Source organism: Amnibacterium setariae, from assembly GCF_003581425.1.
GTDB classification, from domain to species: domain Bacteria; phylum Actinomycetota; class Actinomycetes; order Actinomycetales; family Microbacteriaceae; genus Amnibacterium; species Amnibacterium setariae.
The window spans coordinates 39,498-58,819 of the sequence record NZ_QXTG01000001.1; the positions used below are offsets into that span (position 1 = coordinate 39,498).

Sequence of the window (19,322 nt, forward strand, 5' to 3'; positions counted from 1 at the left end):
AGCGGATGCAGAGCCGCGCGCTGAAGGCTGGCGGTGTGCGGGTGATCGAGTCGGAGCTCGAGTGCCCGCACACCGCCGCGGTTCGGGCCGAAGGCTAGGCGCCGGCCACTCCCGAGCCGACCATGCGGCTCGGATCGACGATCCGATCGAAGGACTCTTCGTCGACCTTCCCGGACGCGACGGCGGCTTCCTTGAGTGTCTGTCCGTGTGCCAGGGCGTCCTCGGCGATCTTCGCGGCCGCCTGGTAGCCGATGACCGGGCTTAGGGCCGTGACGAGCATGAGGCTCTGGTCCACGTAGCCGCCGATCTTGTCGCGATTCAGTTCCGTGCCCGCGACGGAGAAGGTGCGGAACCGCGCCATCCCGTCTGCGAGCACGCGTGCGGAATGCAGGACATTGTTGATGATGATCGGCCGCATCGCGTTCAGCTCGAAGTTGCCTTGGCTGCCGGCGAAGGCCACGGCGGAGTCGTCGCCGATCACCTGGATGGCGATCATCACGATGGCTTCGCACTGAGTCGGATTGACTTTGCCCGGCATGATCGAGGATCCGGGCTCGTTCTGCGGCAGCAGGAGCTCGGCGAATCCGGTTCGCGGGCCGGACGCCAACCATCGCATGTCGTTCGCAATCTTCATGAGTGCGACCGCGAGTCCGCGGAAGGAGGCGTGGGCTCGAACCAACGGGTCGAGCGACCCCTGTGCGGCGAACTTATCGGGCGCGGTGACGAACTCCTTGTTCGTGAGTTCGGCGATCTTCGCGGCGACGTCTCGACTGAATCCGTCGGGCGCGTTCAACCCCGTTCCGACTGCCGTCCCGCCGAGTGCGATCTCGAGCAGGCCTTCGCGGGCGTGCTCGAGATCGGCGATGCAGGCCTCGAGCTGTGCCGCGTAGCCCGACCACTCCTGCCCCACGGTCAGGGGCACGGCGTCCTCGAGATGAGTCCGCCCGATCTTGACCACGTCCATCCACCCATCGGACTTCGCTCGGATCGCCGTTGCCAGACGCCGCGCCTCGGGCAGCAGTCGCTCGTCGATCACCTCGAGAGCGGCGATGTGCATTGCGGTCGGGAATGAGTCGTTCGACGACTGACCCATGTTGACGTCGTCATTCGGTCCGACGGGCTGCTGGGTGCCGAGCTCGCCTCCCAGCAGCTGGATCGCCCGGTTGGAGAGCACCTCGTTGACGTTCATGTTGCTCTGGGTGCCTGAGCCGGTCTGCCATACGTACAGCGGGAAGTGATGGTCGAGCTTCCCGTCGATCGCCTCCTCGGCGGCTTGGACGATGACCTCTGCCTTCCAGGGCTCAAGTCGACCGGCTGCTGCGTTGACGAGCGCTGCGGCTTTCTTGACGACGCCGTACGCGTGGTACACCTCCTTCGGCATCCGGTCGTCGCCGATGTCGAAGTGCTCGAGCGATCGCTGGGTCTGCGCGCCCCAGTACTTGTTGGCGGGAACCCGCACGTCGCCCATGCTGTCGAACTCGCGACGGGTTCCGGTCGCGTCGAGCCCGATCGGGATGTCTCGCTTCTGCGGGTGATCGCTCTTGCTCATGACCGTGTTCTCCTCGTGTCCGTCCGGTCAGGACTGTTCGGGGTAGGCGGGCTGCCACATGGCGTCCTCGACGCGCTGCACCAGGTCGTCGAGCGGTTTCGTGGCGACGCCGTCCGCCGCGGCTGCTCGGGCGACGTACTGCGCGACGGTGGCGGAGGAGGCGCGGAGGTTCGCGACCTCGGGAAGCAGCGATGCGCCCGGACGAGCGACGTCGACCTGGCTGGCGACCGCCTCGGCCGCGGCGAGGAGCATCCCGTCGGTGACGTGGTCGGCGCCGGAGACGATGGTCCCAAGACCGAGGCCCGGGTAGAGCAGCGCGTTGTTCGCCTGCCCGATCGTGTAGGTGACGCCGTCATAGTCGATTGGTTCCACTGGAATGCCGGCGGCGACGAGCGCCTTGCCGCCCGACCATCGGATGGCGTCGGCGGGCATCACCTCGATGCGGCTGGTCGGGTTGGACAGCGGCAACAGGATGGGCCGCTCGACGCCGTCGGTCAGGGCCTTCACGACGTCCTCGGTGAAAGTCCCGGCTGCCGTCGATGTACCGATCAGGATGGTGGGCTTCACCTGCTGGATTACGGTCAGCAGGTCGATCGCGTCGTCGTTCCGGTGCCACTCCGCCACGTCCTTCGCGGGCCGCGCGTAGACTTGCTGGTAGTCGGGAAGGCCGTTCATGTCGTCGGTGACGAGACCGTCGCGGTCCACGAGCCAGATCTGACGTGTGGCCTCGCCGTCAGAGAGCCCGTCCCTCACCATCGCGGCGCGGATTTGGTCGGCCATACCGGTGCCGGCAGTGCCGGCCCCGAAGACGACCAGGCGCTGGTCGCGCCACGCCTCGCCCGTCACCTTCAAGGCCGAGAAGCATGCGGCCATGACGATCGCGCCGGTGCCCTGCATGTCGTCGTTGAAGATGCGGTACTTCTTCGCGTTGTCGACGAGGATCCGGCGGGCGTTGGACGGCCCGAAGTCCTCGAAGTGCAGCAGCGCCTTTGGGTACAGCTCCGCGGCGGTCTTCAGATAGAGGTCGATGAAGTCGTCGTATCGCTGCCCGGTGATGCGGGCGTGCCGGTTGCCGAGGTACGCGGGGTCGTTCAGCAGCGTCTCGTTGTCGGTGCCGACGTCGAGGTTGACCGCGATGACTCGGTTCGGGTCGATGCCAGCGGCGGCGGTGTACACCGCCAGCTTGCCGATGGAGATGTCCGTGCCGTTCACTCCCCAGTCGCCGATGCCGAGGATCTCCTGCGCGTCGGAGACGACGATCAGGTCCACGTCGTCCGCGCCCAGACCGAGCATCTGAAACGAGGCGCGGACGTCCTGCGGGCGGTCGATGGAGAGGAACACGGCGCGCGAGTCGCGGAAGTCGGTGCTCCACTGCTGGATCGCTTCGCCGACAGTGGGGTCGTAGACGACCGGGAGCAGCTCGGCGAGGTGATCGGCGAGCAGTCGGAAGTAGAGCACCTGGTTCCGGTCGTGGACCTCGTTCAGATAGATGTACTTGTGAAGGGCACTCGGCTGCTGCTGCAGCTGGCGGTACGCGCGCGTCGCCTGCTGGTCGAGGGTCTCGACTGCGGCGGGCAGCCGACCGGTGATTCCGGCGGCGGAGCGCTCCTCGTGCGTGAACGCGGTCCCTTTGTTGGCGGTGCGGTCCTGCAGGACCGTCTCGTGGATCGGCATGGAGCCCTTCTTCCTGTGGTTGTGATGCGGGGTAGCGGATGGCGGTCACAGACCGTTCTGCGAACGCAGGCGGTCGTTGATCACGCGGACGAGGGTGGGCGGACGGGGCCGCAGAGCCATGAAGCCGGAGAGCCCAGGGGCGCTCAGAGCGCGTGCCGGGATCGCACGAAGTTCGCGTAGGCCTGCAGCGCGGCCGGGATCCGGTCGTGTCCCTCGGTGAGTTCGACGATCTCGCGATGGATGTCCGTGTGCTCGAGGAGGTGCGCGAGCACACGTGCGACGTCGTCGCGCGACACCTCGTCGTAGCGGATTGCTCCACCGACGTGGACGGTGTGCGAACCGGACTCGGACGTCAGGGCTCCGGGCCGGACGATCACCCAGTCGAGATCTGTCTCGGCGAGCTGGATCTCGGCTTCGCGCTTCGCGCGCAGCCAGTGCTCGAACGACGACGTGAGCTCGTGGTTGACCCACGCCTCCGGGAAGACCGACACCAGCACGAACCGATGGATCCCGGCCCGTTGCGCTGCGCGCGCAACTCGTGCAGGCGCGTCTCGGTCGATCGCGTTGATCGATTCGTCGTCACCATCCGAACCGGCCGTGAAGGCGACAGCGGTTGTGCCCCGCATCACATGCGCGAGCTCCGCTTCCGTCATGACGGCGAGGTCTCCGCGGACTGGTGTGACGCCTCGCTGCTCGAGGTCGTCGGCCTGCCCCTCCTCTCGGTGCAGACCGACGACCTCGACGCCGTCTCGTACGAGCACGTCAGACAGGCGTCGACCGAGCTTTCCGGTCACCCCGGTGAGGAACACCCCGGTCACATTCGCTTCGCTCTGCTGGTCGCCGGTGATCCTGGGTGGACTCGGCCACGCCTGCCGGACTACTCGGAGACCGGCGTCTCGGGGTCCATGTCGTAGGACTTCTGCACGTTGTCGTGCCGGCTCTTCAGCCCATCCGTCGTCTTCATGGACCACGGCGCATCGATCAGCTGCTTGGTCTCGTCGATCATCGACTTCGGCTCGAGGTTGCGGAACGAGTCGATCTCGCCCGCGGCGACCGCGGTCAGGGTCGCGTAGACGGGCTCCGGGTCGAACTGCGCCCGCGGGAATGCGAGGTTCGTGTAGTCGAAGACACGCTGGGCCGGGTCGTCCACCCAGCCCTTCCAGGACTCGAAGCCGCGGTCGTTGAAGCCGGTGAGGAACGGCCCGGGATTGACGGTCGCGACCTCGATCCCGAACTCCTGGGTCTCCATCTTCATCGTCTGGGCAATCGCCTCGACCGCGTGCTTGGAGGCCGAGTAGACGCCGGTGAAGGGGTTGACGTTGAGCCCTTCGCGCGACGAGACCCACACAACACGACCCTCGCCGCGCTTGATCATCTGCTTGACGATGCCCTGAGTCAGCAGCAGCGGACCGGTCACGTTGACCTCGAACTCGTTGCGGATGTTCGCGCCGGGGATGTCCAGCACCGACCCGCCCTCGAGGACGCCGGCGTTGTTGACGAGGATCTCCACGCCCCAATCGAGCGCCTGCTTGCGGTCACCCTCCTCCGTGACGTCGAGCTTCTCGACCTGGAGCTTCACGCCGCGGGCCTTCGCGTCGCGCTCAACGAGCTCCTTCTGAGCCCAGATCTGCACCGACGCGATCACGTCGAAGCCCTTCTCGGCAAGCCGCAGAGCCGCCTCGTGACCGAAGCCGCTGCCGGCGCCCGTGATCAAAACCTTCTTCATCGACTTCTTCCCTCGGTTGGTGCGTCGCAGGGGCGGAGACGTCGCGCGCCGTCGTGCGGGTGCTCCACATCGACGTCGCTCGGTCGGAAGCGGGGGCCACGTCTCGGGACGGCGGCTCCGGTGAGCTTCCTCGTCACCGGCGACATGAGGACCGTAGAAGCGCGCTCACCGCGTTCGGAAGAACCAGTCGAGCCCACTAGTGTGCGTTTCTGCACAGGGAGGTCCAGTGCCTGAAGAGGTTGCCGAATTCGGGATCCGTGCAGACGATCTGCGGTATCTCGCAGCGCTGGCAGACACCGGACGGCTCGTCGCGACCGCAGAGGTTCTCGGCGTCGACCACACGACGGTTGCCCGTCGAGTCCGAGCGCTGGAGAAGCGACTCGGTGCGCAACTCGTCCGTCTCGAGAACGACGGCTGGGAGCTGACCGATGCTGGACGAGCGGTTGTCGGACAGGGGAGAGCGATCAGCGATGCGGTGAAGCGCGCAATCCGGGCTGTCGCAGGCGTGCAGGACGACGAGCTCACGGGGACGGTGCGAATCGCCGCAGCGGAGGGCTTCGGTACCCGCTTCGTCGTCCCGGCCCTCGCGCGCGTGCAATCCGCCCACCCGCGGCTGAAGGCTGACCTCGTGACCGGCGCGAGCCACCTCGGGCTCCGAGGCACGAACTTCGACCTCACGCTCGTCCCCGGCCCTCCCCCGCGAACGCGCCTGTTCAGCGAACGGTTGAGCGAGTACGACGCCGCGCTGTACGCCAGCGAGTCGTACCTGGACACGTACGGCAATCCGGCGACGCTCGACGAGTTGCAGGCACACCGCTTCGTCTTCTTCGTCGACGCGATGCAGCGGGTCCGTGAGCTCGACCTCGAGAGCTATGTTCCGCGCCACACCGTGCAATTCGCGTCGCCGAACATCTTTGCCCTGCTCGAGGCGACGCGGGCCGGAGCCGGCATCTGCTTGCTCCCAAAGTTCATGGCGACCACGACAGCAGGGCTCCGCCGCATCGACGCAGACCTCCCTCCACAACGGGTCCCGCTGACCCTCGTCGCTCGACCGGAGGTCTTGGACCGGCCAGAGGTCCGACTCGTGCGTGAAGCACTGCACCGTGAGGTCGCGACGCGGCAGAACGAGCTGGTGTGGAAGTAGATGGGGATGTGAGACGAACGACCTCGTACCCCTCGTCCCAGCAGCGCCTAGGGCTCGGCTGTCACCACGAGGGCCGCGAGTCGGCGTCCGAGATCGGCCGCGTCAACCACTGAGAGCGACGAGAGCGGAGAGGCCGCGCGAACTGCGATTCCGACCTCCCGCGCCGCTGCTTCCCCAGCGGTTGAGAGTCGCAGGACTCGGCGACGCCGATCCTGCTCGTCCGCGTCGCGCGACACGAGGCCGGCACGCTCCAACTCTCTCGCCAGCAGGGTCACGTACGAGGGGTCGCACCCGAGCAGATGCGCGAGTTCCGACATCCCCCCTCGAGCGTCAGGCAACTGCGCTAGCCGCCACAACATCCCCGCGGCGGGTGCACCGACGCCCGTGGCTTGCAGGGCCTTCTCCGCGGCGCCGCGATGGAGCTGCGCCAATCGGTCGATCTGCGCTGCGAGAGCGAGTACGTCCATGAGCCTGCTCCGTTCCTTGACTCTTTCAAGTATCTTGATACTTGAATGCGTCAAGTATCACAGAGGGAGGTCCACATGTCGGAGGTCGAGGGGAAGGCGGTGGTGATCGATCGCCAGGGAGGACCCGATGTGCTCCGGATCGCCCCTGCAAGGTTCCCAGACCCGGTCGCGGACGAGGTCCGCGTCCTCGTGGAGACTGCCGGCGTCGCATTCGGCGACCTCCTAGTCCGCGAGGGCCTGACGGGGTCCGTCAGGGGCGGCCGAGTGACCCCGGGCTACGACATCGTCGGGATCGTGGATGCCGTCGGTCCGCATGTATCGGGCATCGAGATTGGAGCGCGAGTAGCTGTGCGGACTGCGGGGCGAGGCGGCTACGCCACGCATGTGATCTCGTCTCAGCAGTTCGCGGTGCCGGTTCCGGAAGGTGTCGACAGCGTAAGTGCGGTCGCCCTGGTGCTGAACTACGTCACCGCGTGGCAGATGCTCACGCGCGTAGCTCCTGTCGGGCACGGCGGATCGGTCCTCGTGCACGGGGCGGCCGGCGGCGTCGGCAGCGCACTAGCCGAACTCGCGCTGCTGCGCGGACTGCACGTCATGGGCACCGCGTCGCCCTCCCGCCGCTCGCAGCTGACGGATCGCGGGGTGGTCCCCCTCGATCGCACCGCCGACTGGTGGGCTGGTGCACGCGCGGGAACGCCGGGCGGGTTCGACGCAGTGTTCGACGGCGTCGGGGGGAGGACGGGCAGAAAGTCGCTCGTCCTACTCGGGCCGGGCGGCACGCTCGTCGCCTACGGGGCCTCGAGCGCGTTGCGTGAGGGGCGGCGCGACGTGCCGCAACTGGTCGCTGCGGCGGCGCTGGGACCGCGGATGGGCGCACTCACCGCGTTCCGACTGGGCCGCGGTCTGGTCGGATACAACTCGTCGACCTTCGTGCCAGCGCACCCCGACTGGTTTAGAGAGGATCTTGTCGAACTCCTGCGGCTGCTTCAGGGGTCAGCGATTGCTCCGATGATCGCCGAGGTGCTGCCGCTCGATTTGGCCGCTACTGCTCACGAGCACGTCGCGCGCGGCGTCGCGGGCAAGGTCGTGCTGAAGGTGGCGTATCGCTGAGTACGCGCTGCAGGTGCGGCAGTCAGCGGGCCTTGGCCGGCCGCTGCAGCGAGCCCGAAGTCGATGAGCTGCCCGCGTCGCCCTCTCGAGCCGGCAGAAGCCGCCATGCTGCCGCACCCGCCGACGCCCCTCTTGAGAACGGCGCCCATGAGCAGCGCGCTCTTCGTGCGGCGCCTCCGTGCACCCGAGGTCTCAGCGGCCTTGGGGGCTTGCTCGTTGGGGATCTCTCAGTTCTGGGCAGTCGCGACTCCGCCGACGCGTCCGGTCAAGGCACGAGTACGAGCTTGCCTAGGACGTGCCCGCTCTCAAGCCGACGATGGGCGTCGGCGACTCGACTGAATGGGAAGGTCTCCTCAACCTGCACGTGCAGCTTGCCTGCTTCGATCAGCGCGATCAGCCCGGCAAGCCCGGCAGGATCTGGGTCCACCGCGACACCACTGAACCGCATTCCTGCTCGCTCGTAACGGTCGCGCAGCTTCGTATCGTCATCGGCAACGGCCGTGACGAAGTGGCCGCCGCGGCGAAGAACGGCGAGCGAACGTTCGGCGACGGCTCCGCCGACGGTGTCGAGCACTACGTCGACATCACCGATCACCTCGGCGAAGTCATGGCTTTGGTAATCGATCAGCTCGTTCGCACCGAGACTCTCGACGAACGCACGCTTGGCCCCGCTGACCGTCGTGATGACGTGAGCGCCGGCGGCAGCGGCGATCTGTATCGCGATGTGCCCGACGCCTCCCCCGCCAGCATGGATCAGCACACGGTCACCCCGGCGGATCTGAGCCAGGTCGACGAGCCCCTGCCACGCGGTGAGCCCGACCGTAGGTAGCGCAGCGGCCTCAACATGCGTCATGGAAGAGGGCTTGAGAGCGAAGTGCAGTGCAGGTGCAGCCACGTACTCGGCGTAGGTGTGCGCCGAGCGGGGAAACAGTGGCATGCCGAACACCTCGTCACCTGCGCTGAATCGTGCGGTTACCGCCCTCTCCACCACTCCGCTCAGATCCCACCCCAGCGTCACTGGAAGGGGTAGAGCGTCGCCCCCCTCGCCTGCGCGGAGTCTGGCCTCCAGCGGGTTGATACCCACCGCGTGCACGCGAACGAGCACCTCGGTTGGCAGGGGTTCCGGCGCGGCGACGTCGACTACGTGCAGGACGCTGGGGTCGCCGAACTCGGTCTGAATGATGCTGCGCATGGTGCTCCTGCCTTATCGGGGTCGACTCAACGCTAGGAAGCCGATTGAGACCGCGAGGTACCTTTCAGACATGAGCGACTACGGCCGGGGAGGAGAATTCTTCGCGGACTGCCCCGCCCGATTCGCGATCGAGCTGTTGGCCGACAAGTGGACAGTCCCGGTCCTATCCGCGCTCAGCCTCGGTCCGAGACGACCACGCGATCTACTCGAGTCGATCGGCGGCATCTCGGGCAAGGTCCTTTCCCGGACGTTGCGCCAGTTGGAGTCCCGCGGGTTTGTCCAGCATCAGAGGCACGCTGAGGCGCCACCTCGCGTCGACTACTCGCTCACATCGCTCGGCGTCACACTGACCGAGCCCGTTCTCGCTCTGAGCGACTGGGTGCGTGCGCACGGGGACGCAGTCCGAGATGCGTCCGGGGCGGAGCCACAGGGGTCCCTCTAGCGGTGCGAAGGCTCCGCATCGTTCGACGCTGGCGTCGGTCGTGCCCACATTTTGCCCACACTCGAGCAAGAACTACGCCAGTTCAACTTGATCGCGGTGAGCAGAAAAGCCCGTGTTTCCGCGGTTCTCGCGCATTGAAGGAGGCTTGGCGAGGTCTCGGCGAGAGTTCAAATCCCACCGTCTCCGCTCCTGTCGTAGCCCCGCGATCCTCGTGATTCCGGGGCTACTGCTCTGTTCGGGGTGCTGTGACGTCCGCGCCGCTGAGGACGGCCACTGCGGGTTCGACGGCTCCCAGCGCGTCCCGGGATGAGTGCCTGCACGGCCCTGGGTTCTGGCGATCCGCTCGTTGCGCTCGGATCCGACCACCCGTCAGGCTCGCGGTCGTGTCCTTCTTCACCTTTGGTGGTCCCGAGCTCCCGGAACCGGAGGAAGCGCGCGAGCCCTACCGTCGGCAACCTCCGCTCTGGGGCCCGTCGCCGGACGAGGTGGGCAGACCGATCCCGACGTCGTTCGTCCTCGCCCGCTCGGACGCAGCGGCGGTCGCTGTGCAGGCGATCCGTGCCTACAGCACGGGGTGCCTGTTCGAGATCGCGTGGACGATCCGCCGAACGGACGAGACCGCCAGCCAGTGGCAGCAGATGCACGAGATCGCCTTCCGCCACGCCCCCGCAGGCCGCGACGACTCCGACTCGCTCCTGCTCGGCGTCGCCCTCAGCGATGGGACGACGGCCCGCACCAACGACCGCTTCGACTGGCGCGAGCCCGGCCCCGGCCCCCGCCTGGTCAACTCCGGCGGCAGCGGCGGCAGCGGCGGCAGCGGCAGCACGGAACGCATCCACGGCACCGCGCAGCGCTGGCTCCACCCGTTGCCGCCGGCCCCGACCATGGACCTGATCTGCGCATGGCCTCGCTTCGGCATCGACGACTCGCGACGGACGATCGACACCACCTCGGTCCTCGAAGCCGCCGCGAACGCGCACTGGCTCTGGCCGGAGGACGCAGAGCTCCCCCTCACGGAGGAGACCTGACCCGGACCTGACGCACTGGCGGCAGCGGCGCGCATCCCGTCTCGGGGGCGTCGCCTGCACGGCCGCGCCGAGAGCCCGGACCGGGCCTCGTTATGCCGCGTCGCCCATCGGCGCGGTTGAGAACACCGGACGCGGTGCCCAGACTGCGGGCATGGCGTTGTTGCGCGGCTACCGTCTGCCGCTCGCGTGGGCGCTCCCAGCAGGTCTGACGCTGGGAGCGATCATCGGCCTCGCGCTCTTCGCGAGCAGCGACGCCGACACGCAGACCCTCGGCTGGTTCGGCTACACCGTCGCGCTGGGCGCAGGAGTCGGCGTGGTCACCGCCGTCGTCGCCGCGCTCGGCGCTGCAGGCGCGGTCGCGCTCGACTCCAGACGATCCGCCGACTCGCGATCCCTGCCCGCGCTCGGGCCCATCGCCCTCGGCGCCGCAAGCGGCGTCGCGCTCGTCGCGCTGCTGGTCGGCGTGGCCTCCTCGGTCGCGGCGGGCTACTGGTCAGCGCTCGAGTTCTGGTTCATCGGCGGGGTGATCGACGCCACGATCGCCGCCGTGGCCGCCACCACGATCGCAGCGATCACCGTTCGTCGCCCCCGCGGACGCGTTCGGGAGGCTGCTCGCCGCTGAGCCCGCGGTCACGGGCTGCGCGACGCGGTCGCGGGCCGCGGTGCCGTCACCACCAGGCTCGGCGCGGGCTCGATCAGAGGAGCGTCAGCTCATCGCGGTGAACGGGCGTGGCTCGCTGCTTGATGGGCCGCAGCGGCTCTGCGCGTGGAAGCGGCAGTCGCAGCGCGGTACGCACGCTCCTGGCCGAACGCTGCACGCCCGCGTCGGAAGACATGCCGCGACGAAGGTCGACCTGTACAAGCGTGCGATCGAGGACGGTTTCCTCCCCGCTCCCGCCGGCTTCTGAGAGGTGCTGACGCACTGCCGATCGAGTCCACACCCCGGCTCTCTCGGCTCGCACGCCGGACACCGGCTGCTGCGACCGCGGATCAGCGTCAGAACCACCGCTCCGTGCCCACATCCTGCTCACGCTCGAGCGCGAACAGCGGGTGGCATGGTGACGCAGGAGGCCCGAAGAAGCCCGTGGATCCGAGTCTCGCCGTCCGCCGCACCCGACCACCGGGCGTCCAGACGTCAGGCGGTCGTGCTCGCCGGGGTGCGGTCGAGCAGTCGCAGCACGTCGCGCACGGCGTCCCGACCCGCCCGGTTCGCCCCGATCGTCGACTGCGACGGCCCGATCCCGACCAGATGGATGCGCGGATCCGCGACGACGCGCGTACCCGCCGTCGGGATCCCGCCGAGCGGGCCGCGCAGCCCGAGCGGCGCGAGGTGGTCGATGTCGGCCGCGAATCCGGTCGCCCAGAGCACTGCGTCGAGCGGGGTGAACGAGCCGTCCGCCTCCCGCACGCCGTCCGGCTCCATCGCCGTGAACATCGGACGCCGGCGGAGCACGCCCCGCTCCTCGGCGGCGCGCACGGCCTCCGTGCGGAACAGGCCGGTGTACGACACGACGCTGCCCATCGGCCTTCCCGCCTCGGCGTCGGCGGCGACGCGGGCGATCGTCGCCCGCCCGACCGTCTCGCGATCGAACTCCCCGTCGAGGATCACCGGCTCGCGCCGGGTGTACCAGGACGTCGTCGCGACCCTCGAGAGCTCGTCGAGCAGCTGCACGGCGGAGATGCCGCCGCCGACGACCCCGACGCGCAGCCCGGCGAACTCGTCCGCGCTCCGGTAGTCGCGGGTGTGCAGCTGCCGTCCGCGGAACCGCTCCGCGCCGGGGTACCGCGGGAGGCGCGGGGCGCCCCAGGTGCCGGTCGCGTTCAGCACGACACGCGCCCGCCAGCGGCCGGCGTCGGTCTCGACGTCGAGCGCGCCGTCCGGTCGGTCGTCGACCCGGTGCACCGTCCGGACGCGGACCGGTCGGAGGATCGGCAGCGCGAACACCTGCTCGTACCGGGCGAAGTACCGGGGCACGGCGTCCCTGCTCGGTTCGAGCGGGTCGGGCGGGTCCTGATGCATCCCCGGCAGGTCGAAGATCCCGTTCACGGTGCTCATCACCAGGGACGGCCAGCGGTGCTGCCAGGCTCCGCCCGCTGCGCGCTCGGCGTCGAGCACCACGAAGGTCCGCCCGGCGGTCGGCTCGTCGAGCGCGGAGACGAAGCCGTTCCTCTGCAGGTGGTACGCGGTGGAGAGCCCGGCCTGTCCCGCTCCGATCACGACGACGGTGGCGGATCGCGCCGCGGTCTCGTCAATCCCGTCGCCCACGTTCTCGCTAAGTCGGTTGACGCATCATCTATTCCCTCGCCCGCATCGGGGCCGGCTCGCCCTCGGCATCGAGGAGTTCGGCGGCAGACTGCGGGCATGACTCCGCACGAGGCGCTCGCCGAGATCGCATTCCGGCTCGAGCGCGACCGGGCCGAGCCGTTCCGGATCCAGGCGTTCCGCCACGCGGCCGCCGCGATCGCGCCCGCGTCGGAGGACGACCTCCGCGCGCGGCTGCGCGACGGGCGGCTGGCGCGCACGAAGGGGATCGGCGGCCGCAGCCTCGAGGTGATCGCGCAGGCCCTCGACGGCACCGTGCCCGAGTACCTGCAGCACCTCCGCGACGAGGCCGTCGCGCCGGCGTCGCCCGAGGGCCGCGCGCTGCTGGCGGCGCTGCGCGGCGACCTGCACGCGCACAGCGAGTGGTCGGACGGCACGACGCCGATCGGCGACATGGTCGAGGCCGCGCGCCTGCTCGGCCGCGAGTACCTCGCCCTCACGGACCACTCGCGCGGGCTGAAGGTCGCGAACGGCCTGTCGGAGGAGCGGCTCGCGGAGCAGCTCGCGGTCGTGGCCGGCATCGACGAGCCGGGCGTCCGACTGCTGCCGGGCATCGAGGTGGACGTGCTGGAGGACGGCACGCTCGACCAGGACCCGGCACTGCTCGACCGGCTCGACGTCGTGGTGGCGAGCCTCCACTCGCACCTCCGCGCCGACTCGTCTGAGATCACCGCCCGGCTGCTCGGCGCGATCGCGGACCCGCACACGAACGTCGTCGGCCACATCACCGGCCGGCTCGTGGAGGGGCGGCGCGGCACCCGTCCGCAGTCGACGTTCGACTCGGCCCGCGTCTTCGCCGCCGCGGCCGGCGCCGGGGTGGCGATCGAGATCAACTCCCGGCCCGAACGGCAGGACCCGCCCGACGACCTGCTGGCCGAGGCGCTCGCCGCCGGCTGCCTGTTCAGCATCGACACGGACGCGCACGCGCCCGGGCACCTCGACTTCCTCGGGCTCGGCGCCGAGCGCGCCGCGGCGGCGGGCGTGCCGCCCGAGCGGATCGTCACCACGTGGCCGGTCGAGGACCTGCTGACCTGGACGCACGCCCGCCGGTCGTGATCGGTCGGCACGGGCGGCCGTCAGGACCGCCCTCTCGTCCCTGGTAGCATCGTCCGGTCGCTTCGGCGGCATGCGCCCGTAGCTCAACGGATAGAGCATCTGACTACGGATCAGAAGGTTGGGGGTTCGAGTCCCTCCGGGCGCGCAGAACAGAAGCCCCGGTCAGAAGAGGAACTCTTCGGCCGGGGCTTCCTGCTTCTTCCCCTTCCGGCCGTGATGTGTGTGCGTTGTGTGCTCAGATCGTTGCGACAGCCCTTTCGACGCGCGAGGCACGAGGGCCTCCGCCGCCTCCCCGGCTTGCCGGTTCGCGTCCTTCAAAAGGTGGCTGTACAAATCGTTGGTGATGGCGATCGAAGAGTGGCCGAGCCGTTTCGACACGATCGCGAGCTCGACGCCCTGCGCGATCAGCAGCGATGCGTGCTGATGGCGCAGGCCGTGGAAGGTCATGACCGGCAGCCCTGCTTGCCGGACAACGCGCTCGAACCGCTTCGTCACGTACTGCGGTACAAGCGGCTCGCCGTCCTCGCGCGTGAAGATCCAGGAGCCGCCGGCCCACTGGTTCTGCCAGAGCTCGCGGTCGGCGTCCTGCGTCCTTCGCCAGCGCTCGAACGCCGCGATCGCTGCCGGCCCGAGTCCCACCCGACGGTTCTGGCCCGCTGCAGTCTTCGCCTCGCCTTCGACCGTGCGGCCGCCCGCGTCCGTGCGCTGCCGCCGCACGATGAGTTCGCCGTCAGACAGGTCGACGTCCTGCCACTGCAGGCCGAGCAGCTCGCCGCGGCGGAGTCCCGTGAACACGGCGACCTCGAACAGCGGCCCTAGCCGATCGTCCGCTGCCTCGTCGAGGAAGCGGCCGACTTGCGCCGGTTCCCAGACCTGCGCTCGTTGTGGCCGTTCGGGCGGCAGGCGGATGCTCGAGGCCGCATTCGCCTCGACGAGGTCGAGGCGCTGGGCCGCTGCGAGGGCGCTGGAGAGGACGGCATGCATGCGCCGGACTGTGACGAGCCCACGGCCTCCTGTGAGCTGTGCCTGCAGGAACCGGTCCACGTGATGTCGGCGGAGCTCATGCAGTCGGAGATGCCCTAGGCCGGGTTGGAGGTCCTGCTCGACGTATCGGCGGTACATGACGGCCGTCGATGGTCGTAGTCCGTCCTGCACCCGGCGGTCGAGCCACTCAGTAAGCCACTGGCGGACCGTCAGCGCCCGATTGTGCGTGAAGCGACCCGACGCCACCTGCGTGAGCAGTCGTGCCCGCTCCTCCTGCGCTGCACGCTTGGTCGGGTACCCCATCCGTCGTATCTGGATCCGGCGTCCAGTTGCGAGGTCCTTCCCGGCGGACAGGGCGAAGCCCCATGATCCGTGCTTCGGGTCGGTCAGCAGCGTCGGACAGGTTGTTGCGCGCTGCGCGTCCGTTGCGCCCGCAGGTAGAGCCGGATAGAGCTGACCGTCGTGGCGGCACCCGCACCGTCGATAGATGTCAGCCAACCCCGTCCCCTCTCCCCGGTCGTGACCGCCAGTGGTGACGAACCACGAGCCTTTCCTGGTTGACAACGCCGGCTTCCATCTCGGCACGTCCGAAGTCAGATGCCTCCAGCACGCGCCTGTGGAGGATCACGCGAGCAAGCCGCCGCGGTCGTCGAACATCACGCGCACGCGAACGCGGTCGGCGATGTCGTCGCCCACTCGAAAGTCAGACAGTGCCCGCCGTACCGCTCGCGCCGCACTTTCGGTGCACAGGTAGACGACGCTGTCCTCGCTGCCGAGGGCAAGCCGCCGCCGGTACGCACTGAAGATCGACGCGTAGCGCGGGGCTCGCTTTGGTGTGAGCTCGACCTCGATGAGGTCGACGGAGCGCAAGCCGAGGGCGACGCCGTCGGCTTGGTGACTGCCGACGCGCGACGGCTTCTCATCGCGCTTCCACGCGAACCCGGCAGCGATGTACCGAGCGGAGGCCGCCGCGACAGCAACCTCATGGCGTGCCGTCTGGGTGTAGATCCGCGGACGCGCCTGCCCTGTCGCTTCGTACGTTCCCCACACCCACGAACCACCAGGGGCGCCGACGTTGACACGCTCGATCAAGCCGACCTGCTCCATCCGAGCGCACCACACCTGCGCCGATCGGGTTGACACCGGCCTGCTGGACGAGTTCAGCGCTCCGAGGACCCACCGAATCGACTGCACATCGCAGACCCGCACGATCCGCAACCACTCGAACATGCGCCCATCCCGACCCGTTACCCAAACTCGCCGCTCCGAGCCCGCCACACCATCTCCTTGCCCTCACACCGACTTCACCGCCCACGCCACCATTCCCTCCCCGATCTCGCATCCCATTCGTGTCTTCGAATCACAACTGCCTCTACTCAACCGACACCCCATCGCTCCTTGTCTTGCCCTGTCCTGGCCTGCCACCTGCACTCCCGAACCACCCCCACACGACGCTTCATTTCAAGTTGTGTGGGGGTGGTTCGGGAGCCGCGCCAGCGGAGGTGGCAGGCCAGGACAGGGCAAGACGGACGAAACCCCTCGCAAGACCCCACACACCCGACGACGGGGACAACGACGGGGAGGCGAGGGGTCGCAGCTCGCGGCTGCTCAGCCGGAGAGTCCGTCTCAGTTCTTGTTTTCGTAACGCCGTCGTGCGACCGGGGTTCTGAGACAGACAGTGAGACACCGGCTGGGAGCGCCGAGAAAACGCCCGTCAACGACGCCGAAACGCGCCCGATGGGCTCCCCACGACCTTCAGGGCGCAGCCGGCGAAGCGTCTCAATGACCTGCTCTTGAGACACGGACAGCGCCTGCGCGTTGGAGTCCGTACCGTGGTGTCGTGGTCGCTAACGCAGTAGAAGTCAACTCAGAGCGTCCGGCCACTTACGGCCCGGAGCGCACGATCCGATTCTTCCTCGAGTACTCAGCGCCCCACCCGCTCTGGTTCTGGTTCGACTACCCGGATCTTGCCGCACTTCAGCTGCCTGCAGACCTCGCTCACCGGCTTCAGCGGTGGTCGGTCTACTGGGACAGCACGTTCCACTGGGACGACGGGTGGCCCGCAGGAACGCCCGAGCAGTGGTGGGAAGAGGAGGAATCGCGACTGCCCCGCGACGTCGCGATCACCCTCGGCAGCGACTTCGTGATCGAGGTCGATGGCCAGTACGTCCACAGCACCAAGGACGCGGGCTCCCCCACATCAGCTGCAGCGGTGCACGCTCTCATTGACGCCGAAGTGGCGGAGCGGCAGCGGCTCAGCGGCAGTATCGCGGCCGGTGCACAGTACGACGTTGTCGCGGGCGACACCAGCTACCGAGCATGGCTCGCCGACCGACAGTCGGAGGAACCTCCGATCCAGTAGCCAGTCGCGGCGGGTCGTCCCAGACGCCTGCTCGCGAGACGCCGGCTGCATCGTCGAGGTTTCGATGCTCCCCACGGGCCGCTGAACCGCGGCCCGCAAGCCAGCGGTCCCTTCGGTAGTTGGCCCTAGTAGAGCTTCAGCACGAAGGTGCCGACGAGGAACAGCCCCACGAGCAGGATCGCCCCGACCGTGCCGATCGAACCGAGGATGACCGCGGCGAGAGCGAGGCCACGCCCGCTCTCCTGTGTCTGCTTGATCTGGCTCAAGGCGACGTAGCCGAGCACGAGACCGACCACACTCGCGAAGAAGACGACAATGAAGGCAGCGATCGCCACGCCGTTGAACCGCGGTTGCGCGCTCAGCGGCACGGAGTACGAGGCAGGGCTGACGCGCGTTGTGTCGGTCACGATCCGAGTGTCCGCGGGACCTCGTCCCTAGCGCCAGACCGCCCGGCGTGTCTCACGCCAACGAACGCTCCAACTACCTGTACGCGAGACTCCGCGCACATCAACCGGGCACTTGCCCTTCCCCGCGTTGCTCGGGAGACTCGCGATCATGGGACTGCTCCGCCGCTACCGCCTAGCGCTCGTCATCGCGCTTCCAGCCGGTCTCGTGCTCGGCGCGCTCCTCGGTCTCGGACTCTCCGCCAGCAGCAACGAAGACACCCGGACAATCCAGTGGCTCCTCTACACCGTTCCCCTCGGCGCAGGAGTCGGCGTAGCAACCGCGACTATCGCGGCCCTCGGTGCCGTGACTGCGGTCGCACTTCAGGCGCGACGCCGTCCCGACAACCAACTTCAGCCCGCGCTCGGCCTCATCGCTCTCGGAGCCGGGGCAGGCGTCGCCCTCGTGATATTGGGCATCGGGACGATCTTCACGGTCGTGCAGGACTACTGGTCGCAGTGGGAGTTCTGGCTGATCGCGAGCGTCGTCGTCGGGATGATCGCCGCATCCGCGTCTGCCGCAGTCACAGCGGCAACCTCCCGGTACCAAACCGCGCGGTCCTGAGCCAGCCGCGTCGCCTACCTGCAGCTGCTCGCGTCGAGATCCGCTCTCCCAAGTCTGCCCGCAAGACGTCTTACCGGCCTCCTGGAGACAACTCGCCTGCCTGCCCCGTCGACCGTCTCAATTGCTGCCTCGCCTTAAACGTCGGCTGGCACCGCGGAGCGCGCGTCAGAATTGCTTAGCGAGTGAGACCGATGAGTATCGCTGGCTCGTGGCGCACCAGCATGAGCTCGTCGGCGCGACAACAGAAGCCGCAGTGGAGCTGGTACTCGCAGCGGGCTTGCGCCCCGTCCTCAAGGTTCCGCAGCCAGGGCTCACCTTGGTAGCTGCTGGAGCGGCAGCGCATCGCTCCTCCACGTAGACGCCGTAGTCACGCGCGCGGCGGCAGACCAACTAGGCGCGTCTGACTGCCCTGCTCCCGAGACAAGCAGGTCAGTGCAGAGCCTACAAACGTGCCGCACTAACCGCCGTCAGGTGATCCCCTGCCACCCAGCGAATATTAGCGCTAGACGACAACCGGCGGTAGACCCGAACGGTTCACGGCGCGTCGCCAGCATTCATGCGGAGTCATCCCGAATCCCTGGGCAACGACTCGTGCACGCGTTGACATCGTCTGACGAGACCTGCCAGCATCCTCACGGCCGGCCACATCAAACAATGACGTAGGACAGTTGGAGGGCATTCACATGCAGGGAAGGCGTCTTTTCCAGACGGGGCTTTGCGCGGCAGTAATTCTCGGATCAACCATCATGTTTCAGACAACCGCTTTTGCGGACGACTCGGCACCCGCCGCGCCTTCCGATTCCGTGAGCACAACTGCACCAATTGAAAGTGCCACTGCCGGTAGCGGTACGAGCACTCGACCAGTACCCAAGGGCGGCGCGCACACTAACGCCATCACGATCGGAGTCTGCTCGAAGGAGTCTGTCCACAACGTCGGTAAGAAGAATGGCCGAGGCAGTTACGTCGAAAACGGCTTCACTAGTAAGGTGATCTGGAGCGGTTTCGGGTGCTATAACGGCTCCTTCACAGGGTCGTCCTACGGCAAGTGGGCAGGGACTGACACGCCTTCTTCGATGCAACTGCACGACGAGTTCTCATACGCTGGGGTCGGAACCCCCTCAATCTCCTCTTCGCCCGGATCCAGCATCGTGGGAGGCGTGATTGTGTGGGATGGCGACGCGAGCAAGACGAAGAAGATCACGCACAGCTTCAGTGGCTACCAGTTCTCGGGTGCTCTCATCTCCGTGACCGAGAGCG

At 68.1% G+C, this 19,322-nt stretch carries 18 protein-coding genes and 1 tRNA gene; 9 read left to right on the forward strand and 10 right to left on the reverse strand.

What is annotated here, in order from left to right; genetic code table 11:
• Positions 1 to 94: 94 nt before the first annotated feature.
• The 4 genes from fumC to D1781_RS00240 form a co-directional block, all read right to left on the reverse strand.
• The gene (fumC, locus tag D1781_RS00225; protein ID WP_119480309.1) at positions 95 to 1,549 is read right to left on the reverse strand and encodes a class II fumarate hydratase; all 1,455 of its coding nucleotides are present in this window, start codon (positions 1,547 to 1,549) and stop codon (positions 95 to 97) included.
• 27 nt (positions 1,550 to 1,576) lie between these two features.
• Positions 1,577 to 3,223 (reverse strand): NAD-dependent malic enzyme, encoded by a 1,647-nt coding sequence (locus tag D1781_RS00230; protein ID WP_119480310.1) that lies wholly within the window; start codon positions 3,221 to 3,223, stop codon positions 1,577 to 1,579.
• A 143-nt stretch (positions 3,224 to 3,366) separates the two neighbouring features.
• A complete protein-coding gene (locus D1781_RS00235; protein WP_158589944.1) occupies positions 3,367 to 4,041 on the reverse strand; it encodes an NAD(P)-binding oxidoreductase in 675 nt (224 codons plus the stop codon).
• A gap of 59 nt (positions 4,042 to 4,100) precedes the next feature.
• Positions 4,101 to 4,949, reverse strand: coding sequence for an SDR family oxidoreductase (locus tag D1781_RS00240; protein ID WP_119480312.1), 849 nt, complete (start codon positions 4,947 to 4,949; stop codon positions 4,101 to 4,103).
• 226 nt (positions 4,950 to 5,175) lie between these two features.
• Here D1781_RS00240 and D1781_RS00245 point away from each other — a divergent pair, with 226 nt between their 5' ends.
• Positions 5,176 to 6,093 (forward strand): LysR family transcriptional regulator, encoded by a 918-nt coding sequence (locus D1781_RS00245; protein WP_158589945.1) that lies wholly within the window; start codon positions 5,176 to 5,178, stop codon positions 6,091 to 6,093.
• 47 nt (positions 6,094 to 6,140) lie between these two features.
• Here the strand turns inward: D1781_RS00245 and D1781_RS18150 are convergent, their stop codons facing one another.
• Positions 6,141 to 6,560 (reverse strand): MarR family winged helix-turn-helix transcriptional regulator, encoded by a 420-nt coding sequence (locus D1781_RS18150; RefSeq protein ID WP_119480314.1) that lies wholly within the window; start codon positions 6,558 to 6,560, stop codon positions 6,141 to 6,143.
• Positions 6,561 to 6,635: 75 nt separating this feature from the next.
• On the opposite strand from D1781_RS18150, the gene D1781_RS00255 reads away from it, so the two are divergent.
• Entirely contained in the window at positions 6,636 to 7,670 is a 1,035-nt protein-coding gene (locus D1781_RS00255) for a zinc-binding dehydrogenase (RefSeq protein WP_158589946.1), read from the forward strand.
• Between the two features lie 265 nt (positions 7,671 to 7,935).
• On the opposite strand, the gene D1781_RS00260 is transcribed toward D1781_RS00255, so the two are convergent.
• Positions 7,936 to 8,862 carry an NADP-dependent oxidoreductase gene (locus tag D1781_RS00260; protein WP_119480316.1) on the reverse strand — a complete coding sequence of 309 codons (927 nt, stop codon included), beginning with the start codon at positions 8,860 to 8,862 and terminating at the stop codon, positions 7,936 to 7,938.
• A 70-nt stretch (positions 8,863 to 8,932) separates the two neighbouring features.
• Here D1781_RS00260 and D1781_RS00265 point away from each other — a divergent pair, with 70 nt between their 5' ends.
• The 3 genes from D1781_RS00265 (at position 8,933) to D1781_RS00275 (ending at position 10,954) form a co-directional block, all read left to right on the forward strand.
• Positions 8,933 to 9,304, forward strand: a complete 372-nt coding sequence (locus tag D1781_RS00265; protein WP_119480317.1) for a winged helix-turn-helix transcriptional regulator — start codon at positions 8,933 to 8,935, stop codon at positions 9,302 to 9,304.
• Positions 9,305 to 9,687: 383 nt separating this feature from the next.
• Positions 9,688 to 10,332, forward strand: coding sequence for a hypothetical protein (locus D1781_RS00270; protein ID WP_147391991.1), 645 nt, complete (start codon positions 9,688 to 9,690; stop codon positions 10,330 to 10,332).
• Between the two features lie 151 nt (positions 10,333 to 10,483).
• Positions 10,484 to 10,954 (forward strand): hypothetical protein, encoded by a 471-nt coding sequence (locus D1781_RS00275; RefSeq protein ID WP_147391992.1) that lies wholly within the window; start codon positions 10,484 to 10,486, stop codon positions 10,952 to 10,954.
• 513 nt (positions 10,955 to 11,467) lie between these two features.
• On the opposite strand, the gene D1781_RS00280 is transcribed toward D1781_RS00275, so the two are convergent.
• The gene (locus D1781_RS00280; protein WP_233550851.1) at positions 11,468 to 12,598 is read right to left on the reverse strand and encodes an NAD(P)-binding domain-containing protein; all 1,131 of its coding nucleotides are present in this window, start codon (positions 12,596 to 12,598) and stop codon (positions 11,468 to 11,470) included.
• 96 nt (positions 12,599 to 12,694) lie between these two features.
• Between D1781_RS00280 and D1781_RS00285 the strand changes: the two genes are divergently transcribed.
• Together D1781_RS00285 and D1781_RS00290 are read left to right on the forward strand one after the other, a co-directional pair.
• Positions 12,695 to 13,711 carry a PHP domain-containing protein gene (locus D1781_RS00285; RefSeq protein ID WP_119480320.1) on the forward strand — a complete coding sequence of 339 codons (1,017 nt, stop codon included), beginning with the start codon at positions 12,695 to 12,697 and terminating at the stop codon, positions 13,709 to 13,711.
• 72 nt (positions 13,712 to 13,783) lie between these two features.
• Positions 13,784 to 13,856, forward strand: a tRNA-Arg gene (locus D1781_RS00290).
• Between the two features lie 17 nt (positions 13,857 to 13,873).
• Here the strand turns inward: D1781_RS00290 and D1781_RS00295 are convergent.
• The gene (locus tag D1781_RS00295) at positions 13,874 to 15,193 is read right to left on the reverse strand and encodes a tyrosine-type recombinase/integrase (RefSeq protein ID WP_147391993.1); all 1,320 of its coding nucleotides are present in this window, start codon (positions 15,191 to 15,193) and stop codon (positions 13,874 to 13,876) included.
• Between the two features lie 126 nt (positions 15,194 to 15,319).
• Positions 15,320 to 15,925 carry a hypothetical protein gene (locus D1781_RS00300; protein ID WP_119480322.1) on the reverse strand — a complete coding sequence of 202 codons (606 nt, stop codon included), beginning with the start codon at positions 15,923 to 15,925 and terminating at the stop codon, positions 15,320 to 15,322.
• Between the two features lie 610 nt (positions 15,926 to 16,535).
• On the opposite strand from D1781_RS00300, the gene D1781_RS00305 reads away from it, so the two are divergent.
• Positions 16,536 to 17,057 (forward strand): hypothetical protein, encoded by a 522-nt coding sequence (locus D1781_RS00305; protein ID WP_119480323.1) that lies wholly within the window; start codon positions 16,536 to 16,538, stop codon positions 17,055 to 17,057.
• Between the two features lie 125 nt (positions 17,058 to 17,182).
• Here the strand turns inward: D1781_RS00305 and D1781_RS00310 are convergent, their stop codons facing one another.
• Positions 17,183 to 17,464 (reverse strand): DUF4190 domain-containing protein, encoded by a 282-nt coding sequence (locus D1781_RS00310; RefSeq protein ID WP_158589947.1) that lies wholly within the window; start codon positions 17,462 to 17,464, stop codon positions 17,183 to 17,185.
• Between the two features lie 148 nt (positions 17,465 to 17,612).
• On the opposite strand from D1781_RS00310, the gene D1781_RS00315 reads away from it, so the two are divergent.
• Complete coding sequence (locus D1781_RS00315; protein WP_147391994.1) at positions 17,613 to 18,065, forward strand: hypothetical protein; 453 nt, start codon at positions 17,613 to 17,615, stop codon at positions 18,063 to 18,065.
• The last annotated feature ends 1,257 nt before the right edge of the window (positions 18,066 to 19,322 follow it).